This window comes from Vulcanisaeta sp. JCM 16159, assembly GCF_001316265.1.
In the GTDB taxonomy this organism is placed as follows: Archaea; Thermoproteota; Thermoprotei; order Thermoproteales; family Thermocladiaceae; genus Vulcanisaeta.
Genome location: NZ_BBDN01000006.1, coordinates 1 through 14,578 on the forward strand (window position 1 = coordinate 1; position 14,578 = coordinate 14,578).

Consider the following 14,578-nt stretch of genomic DNA (forward strand, 5'->3'; position numbering starts at 1 on the left):
GTCTCACGCTTCATCTTACCCATTGCAAGCCTAACTGACTTTCACCTAACGCTGATGTCGCCATCGCCGAGCACAGCAAATAACAAGAAGACCATGAAGTCATCATCGCCTAACTCGCTGGCTCGCTTAGCAGCCTCGACCTTGCCCTCGAACACACCCCTATGGTCATTAGCCATTAAGTGCCACTTAATGCTTGCATCACCATCATTGAGGCTCACGCCATCAATGTACATGTAGTTCCTCCCAGGCCACGTAATGAGCCAGGCGATGGCTTGCCAGAGCTGGTTAGTACCCATCTCTGGGTAGCCCTCTTATGAATCGAGCCGTCGGTCAGCAATAGCCCGTACTGCGTCGCCCTTAGCTTACCATCATCGAGCAGTTTTGGCGTGATAACGCGAAAACCCTCGAGGCCAGTTAAGTACAGCGTTATCGTTATACTACCCGACTTGGCGACTCTGTTTATGGTAATAGCTAGGTTCTCCGTGTATAGGTGCGCCATGAATGACTTATTGCCGTCAAACGGCTCACCGCTAATTAATACCTTGGCTCTGCTGTTCCTCAACTCCTCAAGCTCATGCCTATAGGCTTTTGAGCATCGCTTTCCTTAGCCTGGCTATGTTTTCGTCGTTGCTCTCATTAATCTCCTCCCCAATCTTTAGCAACCAATCACTCAACGCCTTGATTGACTCGTCAAACGGCGTGTTCTCGCCACTCAGCAACACGCTCCTATGCTTCTCGACCCTATTCATGAACTCATTGATTAACTTCATTACTTCCTCAATGACCCTTGGTTCATTGATCTCCTCACCGCATTTTAACCTCTTCTCACCCCCTGACCTTGACTCCCCAGCAAATCCTTGGTTTAACGGCTTCAAGAGCCATGGAGACATCCATGAATTTAACTCCCAACGAGACTAATGAATCACTACCAAACCAGTACTAAACAGGCTTAAGCAGGCAATTGAAGAGAGGGCCTTGGTCCACGTAGAGGGGCATGAACATGGAGTACGACGGAGACTATTACCTCGAGGCCATGAATAGGGAAGTCAGGATGATTAGGTAGGTAAAGGCGTTGAGCAGTGACCTACTCAAGCCAAGGTACAAACTCACGTACATCATAACAAGCAACGAGCCGAGAATAGTCAAGGTTAGGTACGCATGCGGGATGAAGCAAACGAGCGAGAGGTAGTCTTAAGCAAGGCAATGAGGTACTTAGACGAGTTGTTTAGGGATTCATGAGTGCTGGCTATGGGTTAATCCCCAACCATTGAGGACCTCCCTCGCAATCCACGGCACCATTAAGCCTGGTTTTAAAGATCACAAACACGTTTTAGCGACAAGACAAACCAACCAACGAATTACCGAGTTAAGTCATATCCAACACTTAACATACCCATTGTGGCTTTGAGGGTGGTAGAGACTCAATTGCGATTCTAGACATCGAAAAGAGGGCTCTACTCAAAATCCAAGTGGGGGAACCGATGATCCATGCCCTTAAGTAGGGGCATGGGGAGGAACCCCAACTCCAAATTCACATCCTTAAGAAATTAAACACTAAATACAGTCCTAATGGCCATTTTAGGCAAATATAAAGTTCTAATTAAATGATTAAATAATTAAATGATTTACGAACAAACACGCATACACAAGAACCGTTGCCACACGCCCTAGGTGTGGGTGGACTTTGTTTATGGTTTGTGTTTTGGTTTTAATTCTTGTTGTTTCTTCATTGTTTGTGTTGTTTTGGTTTCTGCGTGTTGGGGGTTGCCGCTTCCTCGGCTCGTGTTTGAGCTTGATGAGTAAACGAGTAAAGAATTAAAACTTCTTTGGGGTAGAATCCATATCATGTCGCTTATCTCGCAGGTATTGCATTTGGGACTAGTGGTTCTGCTTCGAATCTTGGCTTTATTTATCATGATGCGATAATCATAGAACCTGAAAATTATGAAGTAAAGGTGGGGAATGCCCTCCTGCTCACTTACGATCCAAATATTGCCAATGATAATGAGGTTAAAATTAAGGAACTTAGGGATGGCGTGTTCTACGTAGTAAGCGTAAATGATGAAATACACCTAGTTAGGAAAAATGGTTCAAACATTGAATTCTACACAGCCTATGCCTCGAGAAGTGGCACCTTGGTGCTGGTTTTAAATGCCGTCGGAAAGGTATGAAGAGACTGAGTTGGAAATTCAATTGCTAATGATATTTACTCTTAAATTTAGAGTTAAACGGGTTGTCCCGATTATTTCGTTAAAGCCCTGTACATACATTGAGGCAGGGATTATACGGAAATACCGATATCATTATAATGGCAACACATTAAAGAGACTATGAAGTTGGTGATTATTAGATGAAATTCAGAACATTACTGGCGAAGCCAGGACATATAGTGCTGGCTAATGGTTGTGAAGCAGAAATAAATATTTTCGTATTTGACGTCACCATGGGCCCACCCGTTGGTGGGTACCCAGACTTTAATATCTTAATCAATGGTCTTCTTTCAAAGCTTCAATGTCCGCAAGAGGTCATTAATGAGGTTAGTAAATGGCAAGTCCTTATGGGAGGTATCATTGAGTCTGAACCCTGGGACCTAATACCTATAAAGGGTGCTGACGCCGCTGAATTAATCGTGGAGATTCGCATAAATGATTTAAAGCTCCAGGTTAGGGTCACCGCAACACCATACTTAGCCACAATATTAAGGGTTATAAGATGCCCGATAATCAACCCATAATTTATGTTAAGTGGCTATATTCATATCAATTAATGAGCATGGAAAGAATTCATGCCTAAATCAATACTCACCTCATCATAATTATCATAGTTCATGGATTCATTAATCTATTGCTCGTTATAAGTACATTATGCATTAATTAATCACGTACATACTTTTCGCGGGTTGTTTTGTGAAGATTAACCTTTAAAATATTGTTTTTTTGAGTTAGTCCCAATGCCTCGCTGTATGGAGATTGTTAATGAGGAGTTGCAGAAGAGTTTGAATAAGGTGATTCTAGTGAAGCTTAGGAATGGTACCGAGATTAGGGGTGTCCTCGTTGGTTATGACCAGCACCTTAACCTGCTGCTTACGAATACGGAGGAGATTAATCCGAAGGGTGGTGTTAAGAGTGGCTTGATGATTATTAGGGGTGACACCGTGCTTTTTATTAGTCCGTCAACCTCATGACTTGATGAGTATGGTCTTTATCTCGAAGGGCTTGAAGCATAGGCTGCCTAAATTTGCATTGCCGTAATTATTTAGCTCGAGGAGGTCCGTCTCAATGCCATCACCCCCGATGAAGCCCTTGATCTCGGTGCACGCATTTACCCCGTAGGTCTCGTAAAGCCTCAGGGTAATTCCCGAGTCCTCACCCCACTTGAGGGCTTCGAGCATTATTGCCGGGTTCGTAATCTCGAGGAATGAGGATTCACCGCCTGCTGTATCCTCAACGACAATTAGTGGTTGATTGAACTCGTAGGCCCTCCTGGGCACTTGAGCGGTCCTCCAATCACCTGGGTGTGGGTATATGGCGTAGGTGAACTCGTTATGGCCGTAGTCCAGGAATGGGTTTGGGTAAATGGGCGACCTGAGCAGTGTTATTGCAATGGTATTCTCCTCCACCGAGTAGCCCTGCCTACCATCATTGAGTATGGCAACGCCGTAGTCCGGGTCCCAAACATCGACCAGCGCAGGGCAGGTACCTCGAACTTAGCCACCTCCCAGGTATTGCTGGGCCTCGTTGGCCTATTGATCACTCCATAGGGTATCTCAAAGGATGCGTTTTGCCCGAATATGCCCAGTCTATAAACTGCCTTGAGTAGTGTTAACCTCTCCCTCCAGTCAACCTCATTCTCCACATCAACACGCCTACTGAAGGCGCCCACACAAATCCTCTGCCTAATACTCGACTCCCTAAACACGTAATTAACCTCGATGCATCCCCTCAATGACCCACTCTCCACGATGTTGAAGCCCGTGGGTTCCAACCTCCTACAAACCCTCCTGTAGTAGGCATCTATGTCCCAACCATCCCACCTACTGGGCATGTCCTCACAAGCCATTAGGTACCGTCCTCAACAGCCCACCTACCCGCCTCCTTATCGTAGATCCTCAACGAGCCATCAAAGACGACCCTAATCACGGAATTCTCAACAAGATTACTACCAACAGTAACATCGCCCGAGGAATTCCCCGCGCCTTTCTCAAAGGACCTCCAACCAAGGGCTGGGACCTCAATTAGCGTTAGGTAACCATTGTTGACTTTCTGCGTTGGTACACCGCTCAGTTCCTCCTTAACCATGACCAACTCCCTTCGGGTCCAGGGCAGTGGGTTTACGATAGTTACGGAGTGGCCCGTGCCAAGGGCCTTCCTTAGCACACTCATTAACTCCTCACAGGCCCTTCTCAGGTCCTCCTCAAGTTCGTTAATTACCTCCTCATAGACCGCCTTAGTCGATGTGGCCCCCATTGGGTCGTGGTACTCAGCCTCGAGTAGTGGGTACCAAAGCTCCTCATAACTCCTCCTGATGCCGGCGATTACGCTGAAGGTCTCCAGTTCCCTGAGCCTATTCTCGAGGGCCCTAACCAACTGCTTGAGCCTTATGCCATTGGTGTAGACTCCCTGTGAATCTCAAGGTATAGTTCACCCCTCCACCTCGGTAATGAGTTATCCTTAACAACCTCATTAACTAAATCCCTTAGATTGCCCATTACGAGTCTTGGCATGCCGGGTAAGTCCTTATAGGCCCTATACCTCTCGAGCATTAACCACGTTGGTCCCCCACCACCATCGCCCTTACCGAAGGGTAGGAAGGCCGGCAGCTCAGGGCTTGTGTGGTCCGACCAAGCCCTGGCTATTTGCCTAGGCGTTAGGTCAGCGCCGTAGGTTGCGTAGTTAATCGTGGGTATCACCGAACCATCAATACCCTCCCACAGGAATACGGAGTATGGGAACCTATTAACCGTGTTCCAATACATCTTATGCTCAAAGAAAACCCTGATCCCCGCCTTCCTGAGTATTTGTGGTAGTGAGGCTGGGAATCCGAAGGTGTCCGGCAACCAACCAATCTCCGTCGTAAACCCAAACTCCCTGAGGAGGAACCTCTGTCCATAGAGGAACTGCCTAACCAAAGACTCACCACCAGGCAAATTAACATCACTCTCAACCCACATACCACCAACTGGCACTATCCTACCAGCCCTAACGGCCTCCCTAACCCTAGCCCACAAATCCCCATCCTCACCAAGCCACCTTAGGTACGCCATGTTTGATACCAGAAACGTGAGCTCTGGGTAGGACTGGAGCAGTGATAGGACATTGATGATAGTCCTCCTAACCTTCTCCCTAGTCACATCCCTACTCCACAACCAACCAAGATCAATGTGCGCATGGCCCGCCACATACACGACGCCCCTGTGGCCCCTCCTAACCCTCAACTCCCCAATACCCTCCTCAAGTACCCTCAAACCCTCCTTGGCAGCCCTACCAAGCTCATTGAAGTCCGGCGGCCTCAGGTGCGTCAATTCCTTAATATCGTAATAATTAAACAATGCCCTAACGAAGCCGGGAGGCTCAACAATGTGCGCCCTAACCGCAAACTCCAACTGCCAATTGGCCACGGAGTCCAGGGGAACCACGTCAAGGGCCTCATTAAGCACCCTGAGGTAGTCAGTCCTCAAGTCTTCGAAGGCCTCGGCAACATCAAGCAGGAGCTTAGCCTCAGGACAAAGTTGAACAGTGAAGGCTCCCTATAAACAATGTACATACCGTTGAAGCTCACCCTACGCTCACCAAACATCCTAACAGGGGATAAAACAAGCGACAGGGAGTGCCTACCTGGGGACGCCCTAACCCACCTACTCTCACCCTCATCACCGTAGTTAAAAACGGCGAACTGAAGATCATCAACCCTCAGGTACCCTCACCAACAACATCCACGAAAAACCAAGGCTCACCAAAATCCCTAACCACGACAGAACCGCAGAGAGCACCGCCACAGGCCTCAAGATTAACGACATCGACACCCATTATTGAGGCAGCCTCAAGATAAAACAACTTAGTCCTAACACCACCAACATCCCTCAAATCAAAACCCACAAACACCAACAACAATCAACAAACGCCAATATAAAAACAACGCACAAACCACGAAAAACAAACCATGAAAAAGAATTTAGAGACTTATTCCCTGAATCATTCCGTGGCAAAATTTTTGCCACGGAACAACCTAAGGAAAAACCTCCGAAAATCTTCCAATGTGGTTCATGACTTATTTCTTAATTCATTTATTAAGTCGCTTAGTGTCTTGTTTGTTGGTGTTATCCAGTACGTCATTATTGACGTCCCTATTAATTCGTTGTTTCTGTTCCTTAGTTCCGCTGTTATTAGCGCCATTGGTTCCTTAATGTGTGTTATCCTGGCTTTTGCCTCAGCACACCCTCGTTTATTGGCTTTAGGTACTTCACGGTTAGGTCTGTGGTCACTGCGATCACGTACCTTGGGTAGTAATGGCTTATTATGGCTACCCAGGCCATTGCGTCGACTAGCGCTGCATGAACTCCTCCGTGCACGGTACCCAGTACCTGTAGGTGCTTCCTGTCCACCTCCACAAGGCCTATGGCGCAGTCCCTACCCACATCCTCAACCCTAATCCCTATTAATGTCCAGTAGGGGCTTAATTCCTCAATGGCCTTCATTGTCCTCAACAACTCGTCATTGCCCGCTTCACACATCAATTCCCGCATTGCCGGTTTGGCATTATGGCCGTGGGCTTTAAGCATTAGCCCGTGAGTAACCACCTCCAGAGTGGCGTTATCTTTATTCTGAGTCCCTCGACCTCATCCTCCAAGTCCCAACTAATTGCCCTAGCCACTCCACGCCTAAGCACTTCACTAGTCCTAACCAGGGCCCTGAACTCCCTCTTATTGATTTCGTCCATTGCCGAGGCGTGGGCGACTTGGACGTACTCCCTAAGCTCTTTATTAATTATGAAATCAACCTCGTAATTATTTATCCTTCAGGTAATTATAACCAAACCCCTCCTCATTAGCTCCACTGCAACCACGCTCTCCATCATCGTTCCAATGGGCCTCCTCCTGAAGTACGCAGTATCTATTAGGTATACCTTCCTTGGCTGTTGAATGATCTCCCTACTTGAGAACCTAAACCTTCGAATAAGCATTACGTAGTAAGACTCCTCCAGGTACTTGGGATAATTACTAAGCGTTCACCACTCCTCAATAACCTCCCTAAGCACACTTTCAATACTCATGCCGTGAATTCAATATAAAAACAGGAAACAGCCTAATTCCTATAGGAAACAAAATTAACGAGAATTAAGCATATATATTTATTTAAATGAGTAAATAAAAATACTCAGTATTAGCCATTAATTATTTTTCTCCTTTAAATAATTACTTAGGCATTCTTTATTTATCGCTATTCTCCTGTTTATCCATGCCCTCTCGGTTATTTTTATTGGCTGTATCATCTCATCCATCACGGTAAGTGGGTCATAGTCCCTACTCAGGACTATGCACCTACCCCTCCTCAAGCATTCCTTGGCGGCCCTAACCTCGGCCGGCTCGTCCTCCGCTAGTATGTAATCGAGACTTAACTCCCTAAGCCACTTAACCCTGACCTCGGCGACGGCCTTATGCTCAGGCCTTGAGTAATCAATCACGAATACCACGCTTGGCCTTAGGTAGTCGTAATCAAGGGCAAGCCTAACGTTCACTAGGAATGTCCTTGGGTCCCTGAGGCCGTAGGTTATGCTCGCCAGGTCTATCATTAAATAATCATACCTGTCATTGACTAGGTCTGGTAGGGTCCCGCGCTCGACCTCGACAACGCACTTTGCATATACCCTCCTGAGCCTTGGTCCATTAACTACTCGGTTATTTCCATGATATTTTATAAAATAAATAGCTAAGGTTTAAGGGGCATCACTCCTTCATTATTTCGTCCATGTACGGCTTTAACGCTTCAATAACGGCGTAAAAGGCCTCGGGATTTAGCACGGCGTTTATGTTCACGGCCTTGTCAATGGGCCAGCCCATTAGGACCTTCTTAATGGGGACCTCAAGCTTCTTGTAGTTCCTCGTCATTGGTATGTCTGGGACCTGTATTATGTAGTCTGCGATGTAGTAAGGCCCCAGCTGACTCCTGAGTGCGTCGTTTATCTTCCTCCTCAATTCCTCAGTCAATTGTAGGCCAGGTCTCAGGGCTACGAAGAGTATTAACTTATTCTTGACCTCAACCGCTAGGCTACCCACGACCTCAGGCAGGGACTCAACGACCTTGTATATGTCAAGGGTCCCAATCCTAATACCCTTCCTCTTTATTGTTGAGTCTGAACGCCCACTGATTATTATCGTGCCCCTATCCGTTATCATGGCCCAATCACCATGTCTCCACACACCCGGGAACATGCTGAAGTAGGACTCCCTATACCAGTTGTAGTCTGGGTCGTTCCAGAAGTAGATGGGCATTGACGGCATTGGCTTCTCAATGACCAACTCACCAACCTCATTAACCACGGGCTTGCCCTCCTCATTATACACATTGACCGCAGCCCCCAACCACCTACACTGCATCTCACCCTCCACACGGGCAGTATTGGGCAGCCCCCAACGAATGCCGAGACAACATCCGTACCACCACTTATTGGCGCCAGCCACACGTCCTCCTTAACCTTGGTGTAAACCCATTCAAAGCCCTGAGGCGATAGTGGCGCTGCTGTTGAGCCAATCTCCCTAAGCGTCTTTAGGTTGAATTGCCTGCCAGGCTCTATGGTGGACTTCATGGCGGCATGAATATAGGGCGCACTGAGACCAAGTATTGTGAGACCCTCCTTCTCCGTAATCTCCCAGTAGGTTCGAAGTTCCTGGCCGTTGGATCACCATCATAGAATAGTATTGTCGTACCAAAGAGCAGGGCATTAACCGTGAAGTTCCACATCATCCACGAAGGTGTCGTGTACCAAGTGAACTTATCGCTTGGTTTATAATCCATGTGAAGACCAACCTTATACGCCTCGAGGAGGACGCCACCGTGGCTGTGGACCACGGGCTTCGGTATACCCGTAGTCCCCGACGTGAATAACACCCATAGTGGTTCATTGAACTCCATGGGTTCGAAGGAAAGCCCAACACCCCTCCTGCCGGTGACCTCCCTCCAATCATGCACTGGCTTACCAAGACTTAGCTTCACTGAGTCCCCCGTGTTCGGTACCACGACGACCCTCTCAATACTCTGTACCGAGTCAACTATTTGCTTAATGTCACCGTACTTATCAAACACCCTACCCCTGTATGGGTAGCCATCCACCGCAATCAACACCTTGGGTTGGAGGAGATTAAACCTATCAATTGCGGCCCTAGGCGCCAACTCGGCACCAACCCCAACCCAAATGGCCCCAATGCTTGCCGTGGCCAGCAATGCCACCACGGCCTCCGGGACCTGGCTAACGTACGCAGCGACCCTATCATCCCTGCCAACACCAACACTCCTAAGCCAATCAGCCAAGGCAGCAACCTCCCTATACAGCTGGTCCCACGTAAGGCTCCTCCTAAGCCCATCCTCCCTAACGTAGATCACCGCCTCCTCGCCCCAACGGGCAGCCTTAAACACGTGCTCCGCATAATTAAGCCTAGAACCAGTGAACCAGCGGGCCCCAGGCATGGTTTTTGGCTCGAGAACCTTAGTATAGGGTGAGTGGGGGATAACACCGAAGTAACGCCAAATACTGACCCAGAAGTTCTCGAGATCCTCAACACTCCACCTCCAAAGCCTATCATAATTACCCACATTCCTTAAAGGGTCATCAATGGAAACCTCAAACCTAAGGCCAAAAACCTCACCAAGCCAATTAACAAACCTCAACATGTTTGAGTTCTTAATTATCTCTTGATTGGCTGCCAAAGAGTTTTTACCTCTTCCGCCATATTGGTATTGTATAGAGTTAATACCTTATTAAAATTAATTCATTTTGTTATCGCTTTAATTATGTAAAATAATGAACAAAGCCTAAATCACGTAACGAGTAAAAGTTATAAATAAGGTAATTACTGCGGTTTTGAATGTCGAAGAAGCCAGAGACAAAGGCACCGGGTAAGGCTGAGGAGAAGGCTGGAGCCAAGGCTGCTGGTAAGGCGGCGGAGAAGGCTGCCGAGAAGCCGGCGGCCGCGCCAGCCGCCGCAGCGGCAACTAAGGAGGAAGAGGAAGGTGCAGAGGCTGGTAGGAAGGGTTGGTTAACCGCTGCCGTGATACCACAGGAGGAGTGGAAGGGATTTAGGTACAGGGGCTATACGTTTGAGGAGATCTCTAAGATGTCCATGGAGGAGTTCATTAAGTTATTACCGGCTAGGCAGAGGAGGTCATTAATGAGAGGTTTAAAGCCTGAGCATAGGAAGTTCCTCGAGAAGGTTAGGAGAGCCAAAAAAACTCATGGCTGAGGGCAAGAAGGTAACCCTTAAGACCCATGCCAGGGACATGATAATACTACCCGAGATGGTTGGTTTAACGATTGCCGTCTACAACGGCATTACGTACCTACCAGTCACGATCAGCCCATGGCACGTCGGCCACTACCTAGGTGAGTACGCGATAACGTCGAAGATAGTGCAGCACGGTGAACCTGGTCTCAAGGCTACGAGGAGTACGCTGCACATAGCCTCGAAGTAATTCCCTTCATTACTTCGTATTGAAAAATACTTATAAATGCCAATTTCACGATTTAGACGAGTATGGCAACAGTAAGTGTAGACCCGAAGACATTTTACGCGAACCCACCGCAGGGGAAGCCATTTTACGTTAGATTCGCAGTACCGCAGGAAATAGCTGAGAAGGCCTATGAGGTATTGTCAGCTGCCAGAGAAACCGGTAAAATCAAGAAGGGTACTAACGAAGTGACAAAGGCAGTCGAGAGAGGGTTGGCTAAGTTGGTCCTGATTGCCGAGGACGTTGACCCACCGGAGATTGTTGCACACCTACCAATACTCTGCGAGGAGAAGGGCGTGCCGTACGTCTATGTACCGAGTAAGGAGAGACTTGGCAAGGCCGCTGGATTGCAGAACACTTCGGCGGCATCTGCCGTGATCATAGACCCAGGCCAAGCATCGGCTGAGTTGGATAACCTTGTTAGGCAGATAAATGATGTTAGGGTTAAGGCCGGCCTCAACCCAATACAACTACCGCAACCACAGGCCGCACCACCTGCTGAGAAGGCTCCAGCCAAGAGGGCTGCCAGGAAGGGTGAATCTAAGTGAGTGAGGAGACGAAGGCCGAGAGGTTTAGTCCGTATGAGGATTCCGTCGCCGCGTTGGTAGTTCAAATACTGGGTAGGACCGGTATTGCCGGCGAGGTCAGTATTGTTAGGGTTAGGATACTCGAGGGCAGGGACAAGGGTAGGGTAATAACTAGGAACGTGAAGGGGCCGGTCAGGGTTGGAGACATTGTGATGTTGAGGGAGACCGAGAGAGAGGCCAGGAAGCTAACGGTTAAATAAACATTGTTTATATTCATTATTATTTGTTAAACCACGACCTAATCTCTCATTCCCATTGGACTTCTCGGTACTAATTACGGTGGTAAAACCATGCCTAACCACGTAAATAAGGGATTTAACACCGCAGTATTGCATGGCAATGTGTCACCCACAGATTTAATGCTTATTCTCACAGTACCCATGGCCCTTATACATGCGGCATTTGCATTAATTAGTCTGAGGTACTTAACCGTGCCAAGGCCTATTGGCTTGCCAATAGCTTTTTATGAAAGCACCTATTACGTGATACTCCTAAACTACGCACTACTTAGCCACTACAGTATGGTGTTGCTGGGCATAATCACGTTGTTTCTAGTAATACATGTCGGTGGAGCTTACCTATACGTGAATGGCGCATTAAGTTACTTATCACGTAACCGCAACAATCTTAAGTACTATGGTTATTACGAACTCTCTGAACTCGTATTTCTAATAATCGTTATGACCAGTGTATTCACTCATTGATCTTTGCCCTGGGTGAAATCTTAATAGCTTAAGGACTTCTCGTATTATTAATGGTTAGGAAGTTGATGCTTGAGGACTTAAGATTGGTAAGGATGATCCATGATTTAAATGCGGATGTTAATGGTGGTGTCCTCACCTTCACGGTCTCTAAAATCGCGGATTCCATGGAGGATTACGAAAGGAACGTCTGGATCTTTGATGGTAAGTCCCTGAGACAAGTCACTAGGGGTAATAGTGACTTCTCACCAAGAATTTTAGGCGGTAAGGGCTTGGTGTTCCTATCCAAGAGAGGACTTAGTAAGGACAAGCCTGGTGTTGAGGTTTGGTACCTGCCATTCGATGGTGGTGAGGCCATGAAAATAGCCTATGTTAGTGGTGGAGTTAATGATTTACGTATTATTAATGGTGTCATGTACTTCATTAGTAATGTGGGTCCTGTCCAGGAAGATGTTAAATACGTTGATGATTGGCCCCTCTGGTTTAATGGCAGGGGATTCATACACACATTTAGGTCGCACCTGTTCTCGCTTGACTTAAGCGGCTCTGTTAAACAGATAACCAATGGAGACTTTGATGTTGTTTCCTACGATGTTGAGCCTGGTGGTAGGAGGGTGGCCATAGCCGTGAGCACCGATAAGTTTAAGCCCTATAGGAATGAGGTTTGGGTAATAAACCTGGAAACCAATGAGAGACACACCATCCTTAGTAATTATAGTGTATCGGCAATTAGGTGGTCACTGGATGGTAAGTACCTGGCACTTGTTGGTAATGATCTTCATAGGGGCCTTGCAACTCATAACCACGTATTACTTGTGAGACCCGAGGGTGGTGAGGTTATTGATTTAATGAGGGGCATTGATAGGAATGTTGGTAACGGCCTAAATAGTGATGTTAGGGGATCACCACCGCCAATAAAGCTTCAGTGGGTTAATGACTGGGTCTACTTCATAATGATGGATGGTGGGTCAACAAAGCTCGTTAGGGCTAGCGTCAATGGCGGTGTCGAGTCCGTGGTTGGCGGCGAAAGGAGTATTGAGGATTTCGTGGTCATGATGGACGGCACCATCTACTTAATATCCATGGACACTGAGGCCCACTGAACTATATAGGTGGTTCAATGGCAGTGAGGAGAGAGTAACGAACTTCAATGACTGGGTCAACTCGGTAGAGCTCTCGAGACCTGAACCTTCAAGTTCCGCGCCAGTGATGGTAGGGAGGTTGAGGGCTGGTTAATGAGACCTACGGGGCTTAGGCAGGAAATTAGGTACCCAGCGGTCCTGGAGATTCACGGTGGCCCAAAGACGGCCTATGGCTACTCATTCATGTTTGAATTCCAGCTATTGGCTGGTGAGGGTTTTGCCGTGATTTTCATGAATCCTAGGGGTAGTGATGGTTATGATGAGGAATTCGCGGACATACGCGGGCATTATGGTGAGAGGGATTATGAGGACCTAATGGAGGTCTTGATTACGTAGTTAGGAATTACGACTTCATAGACCCAAATCGGCTGGGCGTCATTGGTGGATCGTACGGCGGCTTCATGACCAACTGGGTAATAACGCATACGGATAGGTTTAGGGCAGCCATCACCGATAGGTCAATATCCAATTGGGTAAGCTTCTTTGGTGCCAGTGACATAGGGCCTACTTCGCCAATGACCAAATAGGCGGCGGTGAGAATAGGGACTTCTGGACTTACCTCGAGAGCTACATGGCTAAGTCACCGATTATGTACGTGAAGAACGTCAAGACACCGCTACTGATAATACACTCACTCGAGGATTACCGATGCTGGTTCGAACAGGCAATACAACTATACACAGCACTCAAGTACCTTGGCAAGGAGGTCAGGATGGTTGTTTTCCCTGGGGAGAACCATGACCTTTCTAGATCCGGTAAGCCCAGCCACAGGATAGTTAGGCTAAGGACTATCGTTGATTGGTTCAATGAGAAGTTAAAGACTTGAGGATTACTGGCTTCTTCTTAGTTCCTCAATAACGTCCTTTGTCACGTTAATGACCCTCACACCTCTCTCAATAGCCCTCTTTACAATCTCGATCCTCTTCCTAAGGCCGACGGTCCTACCAATAACTATCGCCTCCCTCGTTGGGTCAACCCTATCAACCTCCTCAGGCCTATGAACAATCACAAGCCTAAAACCACTTGGGTGTAGGTTCCTGACCAGCCTTGGCTTTCCATAACCAACCTTAACCCTCTTCGGGTAACCCTTAATCTCAAGCCTAATCTTATTATCATCACCCCTGGGCCTACGCCAATGCTCACCATGGGCAACCCTCAAGTACCTCCACTCATCCATCCTCATCCAACGTGGCTCCCTCCTCTCCATCAACAACCTAAGCCTCAACAACTGCCTCAATTTACCACCCAGTGAAACCCTGGGCCTAGGCAACCTAACCTCCTTAACCTCGGGCTTAGCCACCGCCTGCTCAGGGGCTTGCTGAGACTGCACCTGAGTCTCCGGCTGGGTGGCTTGCTCACTCGTTGATTGCTGTTGTACTTCCTGCCCCGTTGGCTTACTCTCCTCCGTAGACATCGCAGAAGCACCTTGT

At 47.7% G+C, this 14,578-nt stretch carries 23 protein-coding genes and 3 pseudogenes; 10 read left to right on the top strand and 16 right to left on the bottom strand.

From position 1 onward, the window contains the following. Positions 1 to 41: 41 nt before the first annotated feature. The 3 genes from JCM16159_RS06515 to JCM16159_RS06525 are packed head-to-tail and all read right to left on the bottom strand — an operon-like array spanning position 42 to position 890. Positions 42 to 233, bottom strand: a complete 192-nt coding sequence (locus JCM16159_RS06515; protein WP_054857318.1) for a hypothetical protein — start codon at positions 231 to 233, stop codon at positions 42 to 44. Further along, complete coding sequence (locus JCM16159_RS06520; protein WP_054857319.1) at positions 215 to 562, bottom strand: hypothetical protein; 348 nt, start codon at positions 560 to 562, stop codon at positions 215 to 217. The genes JCM16159_RS06515 and JCM16159_RS06520 overlap by 19 nt, the downstream gene beginning before the upstream one ends. A gap of 16 nt (positions 563 to 578) precedes the next feature. Continuing rightward, on the bottom strand, positions 579 to 890 hold the full coding sequence (locus JCM16159_RS06525; protein ID WP_243666181.1) for a hypothetical protein: 312 nt from the start codon (positions 888 to 890) through the stop codon (positions 579 to 581). A gap of 1,065 nt (positions 891 to 1,955) precedes the next feature. Between JCM16159_RS06525 and JCM16159_RS06530 the strand changes: the two genes are divergently transcribed. From JCM16159_RS06530 to JCM16159_RS06540, 3 genes are all read left to right on the top strand, one after another. Continuing rightward, positions 1,956 to 2,171, top strand: a complete 216-nt coding sequence (locus JCM16159_RS06530; RefSeq protein ID WP_054857321.1) for a hypothetical protein — start codon at positions 1,956 to 1,958, stop codon at positions 2,169 to 2,171. A gap of 179 nt (positions 2,172 to 2,350) precedes the next feature. Then, entirely contained in the window at positions 2,351 to 2,734 is a 384-nt protein-coding gene (locus tag JCM16159_RS06535; RefSeq protein ID WP_054857322.1) for a hypothetical protein, read from the top strand. Positions 2,735 to 2,950: 216 nt separating this feature from the next. Further along, a complete protein-coding gene (locus JCM16159_RS06540; RefSeq protein ID WP_243666182.1) occupies positions 2,951 to 3,184 on the top strand; it encodes an LSm family protein in 234 nt (77 codons plus the stop codon). Here JCM16159_RS06540 and JCM16159_RS06545 read toward each other — a convergent pair. The 12 genes and pseudogenes from JCM16159_RS06545 to JCM16159_RS15625 all read right to left on the bottom strand — a co-directional run bounded on the left by JCM16159_RS06545 (position 3,179) and on the right by JCM16159_RS15625 (position 9,920). Continuing rightward, positions 3,179 to 3,619 (bottom strand): glycosyl hydrolase-related protein, encoded by a 441-nt coding sequence (locus JCM16159_RS06545; RefSeq protein WP_054857324.1) that lies wholly within the window; start codon positions 3,617 to 3,619, stop codon positions 3,179 to 3,181. The two genes, JCM16159_RS06540 and JCM16159_RS06545, sit on opposite strands and share 6 nt — an antisense overlap. Positions 3,620 to 3,622: 3 nt before the next feature. Further along, positions 3,623 to 4,059 (bottom strand): annotated as a pseudogene (locus JCM16159_RS06550) (glycoside hydrolase family 38 C-terminal domain-containing protein); the annotation flags it as partial. Then, the gene (locus tag JCM16159_RS06555; protein ID WP_054857326.1) at positions 4,059 to 4,586 is read right to left on the bottom strand and encodes a hypothetical protein; all 528 of its coding nucleotides are present in this window, start codon (positions 4,584 to 4,586) and stop codon (positions 4,059 to 4,061) included. The gene JCM16159_RS06555 and the pseudogene JCM16159_RS06550, both read right to left, overlap by 1 nt. A gap of 11 nt (positions 4,587 to 4,597) precedes the next feature. Further along, positions 4,598 to 5,677: a hypothetical protein gene (locus JCM16159_RS06560; RefSeq protein WP_054857327.1), complete on the bottom strand. Its 1,080-nt coding sequence runs from the start codon at positions 5,675 to 5,677 to the stop codon at positions 4,598 to 4,600. A gap of 232 nt (positions 5,678 to 5,909) precedes the next feature. Continuing rightward, positions 5,910 to 6,104, bottom strand: coding sequence for a hypothetical protein (locus JCM16159_RS06565; protein ID WP_243666184.1), 195 nt, complete (start codon positions 6,102 to 6,104; stop codon positions 5,910 to 5,912). A gap of 156 nt (positions 6,105 to 6,260) precedes the next feature. Beyond that, on the bottom strand, positions 6,261 to 6,392 hold the full coding sequence (locus JCM16159_RS18910) for a hypothetical protein (RefSeq protein ID WP_367834358.1): 132 nt from the start codon (positions 6,390 to 6,392) through the stop codon (positions 6,261 to 6,263). A gap of 17 nt (positions 6,393 to 6,409) precedes the next feature. Further along, positions 6,410 to 6,742, bottom strand: coding sequence for a PaaI family thioesterase (locus JCM16159_RS15605; protein WP_243666185.1), 333 nt, complete (start codon positions 6,740 to 6,742; stop codon positions 6,410 to 6,412). 35 nt (positions 6,743 to 6,777) lie between these two features. After that, positions 6,778 to 6,936, bottom strand: coding sequence for a hypothetical protein (locus JCM16159_RS15610; RefSeq protein ID WP_243666186.1), 159 nt, complete (start codon positions 6,934 to 6,936; stop codon positions 6,778 to 6,780). 78 nt (positions 6,937 to 7,014) lie between these two features. Next, the gene (locus tag JCM16159_RS15615) at positions 7,015 to 7,179 is read right to left on the bottom strand and encodes a hypothetical protein (RefSeq protein WP_243666187.1); all 165 of its coding nucleotides are present in this window, start codon (positions 7,177 to 7,179) and stop codon (positions 7,015 to 7,017) included. Positions 7,180 to 7,386: 207 nt separating this feature from the next. Beyond that, positions 7,387 to 7,788: a hypothetical protein gene (locus JCM16159_RS06575; RefSeq protein ID WP_243666188.1), complete on the bottom strand. Its 402-nt coding sequence runs from the start codon at positions 7,786 to 7,788 to the stop codon at positions 7,387 to 7,389. Between the two features lie 154 nt (positions 7,789 to 7,942). Continuing rightward, a complete protein-coding gene (locus JCM16159_RS15620; protein ID WP_243666189.1) occupies positions 7,943 to 8,677 on the bottom strand; it encodes a hypothetical protein in 735 nt (244 codons plus the stop codon). A gap of 121 nt (positions 8,678 to 8,798) precedes the next feature. Continuing rightward, the gene (locus JCM16159_RS15625; RefSeq protein ID WP_243666190.1) at positions 8,799 to 9,920 is read right to left on the bottom strand and encodes an AMP-binding protein; all 1,122 of its coding nucleotides are present in this window, start codon (positions 9,918 to 9,920) and stop codon (positions 8,799 to 8,801) included. Positions 9,921 to 10,078: 158 nt separating this feature from the next. Here JCM16159_RS15625 and JCM16159_RS06585 point away from each other — a divergent pair. The 7 genes and pseudogenes from JCM16159_RS06585 to JCM16159_RS18920 all read left to right on the top strand — a co-directional run bounded on the left by JCM16159_RS06585 (position 10,079) and on the right by JCM16159_RS18920 (position 13,974). After that, positions 10,079 to 10,682, top strand: a pseudogene (locus JCM16159_RS06585) (30S ribosomal protein S19). 62 nt (positions 10,683 to 10,744) lie between these two features. Then, positions 10,745 to 11,266 carry a 50S ribosomal protein L7Ae gene (gene rpl7ae, locus JCM16159_RS06590; RefSeq protein WP_054857330.1) on the top strand — a complete coding sequence of 174 codons (522 nt, stop codon included), beginning with the start codon at positions 10,745 to 10,747 and terminating at the stop codon, positions 11,264 to 11,266. After that, positions 11,263 to 11,505, top strand: a complete 243-nt coding sequence (locus JCM16159_RS06595; protein ID WP_054857331.1) for a 30S ribosomal protein S28e — start codon at positions 11,263 to 11,265, stop codon at positions 11,503 to 11,505. The genes rpl7ae and JCM16159_RS06595 overlap by 4 nt, the downstream gene beginning before the upstream one ends. A 90-nt stretch (positions 11,506 to 11,595) precedes the next feature. Beyond that, complete coding sequence (locus tag JCM16159_RS06600; protein ID WP_054857332.1) at positions 11,596 to 12,009, top strand: hypothetical protein; 414 nt, start codon at positions 11,596 to 11,598, stop codon at positions 12,007 to 12,009. 50 nt (positions 12,010 to 12,059) lie between these two features. Beyond that, a complete protein-coding gene (locus tag JCM16159_RS15630) occupies positions 12,060 to 13,109 on the top strand; it encodes a hypothetical protein (protein ID WP_243666191.1) in 1,050 nt (349 codons plus the stop codon). 132 nt (positions 13,110 to 13,241) lie between these two features. Next, positions 13,242 to 13,675 (top strand): annotated as a pseudogene (locus JCM16159_RS18915) (alpha/beta fold hydrolase). Positions 13,676 to 13,719: 44 nt separating this feature from the next. Further along, on the top strand, positions 13,720 to 13,974 hold the full coding sequence (locus JCM16159_RS18920; protein WP_367834359.1) for an alpha/beta hydrolase family protein: 255 nt from the start codon (positions 13,720 to 13,722) through the stop codon (positions 13,972 to 13,974). Positions 13,975 to 13,977: 3 nt separating this feature from the next. Here the strand turns inward: JCM16159_RS18920 and JCM16159_RS06610 are convergent, their stop codons facing one another. Next, positions 13,978 to 14,562 (bottom strand): 50S ribosomal protein L32e, encoded by a 585-nt coding sequence (locus JCM16159_RS06610; RefSeq protein ID WP_243666192.1) that lies wholly within the window; start codon positions 14,560 to 14,562, stop codon positions 13,978 to 13,980. Positions 14,563 to 14,578 lie beyond the last annotated feature (16 nt).

What these genes read in the sequence shown, in the direction of transcription:
- JCM16159_RS06515 (WP_054857318.1), bottom strand. Translation starts at nt 233, where the DNA reads ATGTACATTGATGGCGTGAGCCTCAATGATGGTGATGCAAGCATTAAG.
- JCM16159_RS06525 (WP_243666181.1), bottom strand. Translation starts at nt 890, where the DNA reads ATGTCTCCATGGCTCTTGAAGCCGTTAAACCAAGGATTTGCTGGGGAG.
- JCM16159_RS06535 (WP_054857322.1), top strand. Translation starts at nt 2,351, where the DNA reads ATGAAATTCAGAACATTACTGGCGAAGCCAGGACATATAGTGCTGGCT.
- JCM16159_RS06540 (WP_243666182.1), top strand. Translation starts at nt 2,951, where the DNA reads ATGCCTCGCTGTATGGAGATTGTTAATGAGGAGTTGCAGAAGAGTTTG.
- JCM16159_RS18910 (WP_367834358.1), bottom strand. Translation starts at nt 6,392, where the DNA reads ATGGCGCTAATAACAGCGGAACTAAGGAACAGAAACAACGAATTAATA.
- JCM16159_RS15605 (WP_243666185.1), bottom strand. Translation starts at nt 6,742, where the DNA reads ATGCGGGAATTGATGTGTGAAGCGGGCAATGACGAGTTGTTGAGGACA.
- JCM16159_RS15610 (WP_243666186.1), bottom strand. Translation starts at nt 6,936, where the DNA reads ATGGACGAAATCAATAAGAGGGAGTTCAGGGCCCTGGTTAGGACTAGT.
- JCM16159_RS15615 (WP_243666187.1), bottom strand. Translation starts at nt 7,179, where the DNA reads ATGCTTATTCGAAGGTTTAGGTTCTCAAGTAGGGAGATCATTCAACAG.
- JCM16159_RS06575 (WP_243666188.1), bottom strand. Translation starts at nt 7,788, where the DNA reads ATGATAGACCTGGCGAGCATAACCTACGGCCTCAGGGACCCAAGGACA.
- rpl7ae (WP_054857330.1), top strand. Translation starts at nt 10,745, where the DNA reads ATGGCAACAGTAAGTGTAGACCCGAAGACATTTTACGCGAACCCACCG.
- JCM16159_RS06600 (WP_054857332.1), top strand. Translation starts at nt 11,596, where the DNA reads ATGCCTAACCACGTAAATAAGGGATTTAACACCGCAGTATTGCATGGC.
- JCM16159_RS15630 (WP_243666191.1), top strand. Translation starts at nt 12,060, where the DNA reads ATGGTTAGGAAGTTGATGCTTGAGGACTTAAGATTGGTAAGGATGATC.
- JCM16159_RS18920 (WP_367834359.1), top strand. Translation starts at nt 13,720, where the DNA reads ATGGCTAAGTCACCGATTATGTACGTGAAGAACGTCAAGACACCGCTA.
- JCM16159_RS06610 (WP_243666192.1), bottom strand. Translation starts at nt 14,562, where the DNA reads ATGTCTACGGAGGAGAGTAAGCCAACGGGGCAGGAAGTACAACAGCAA.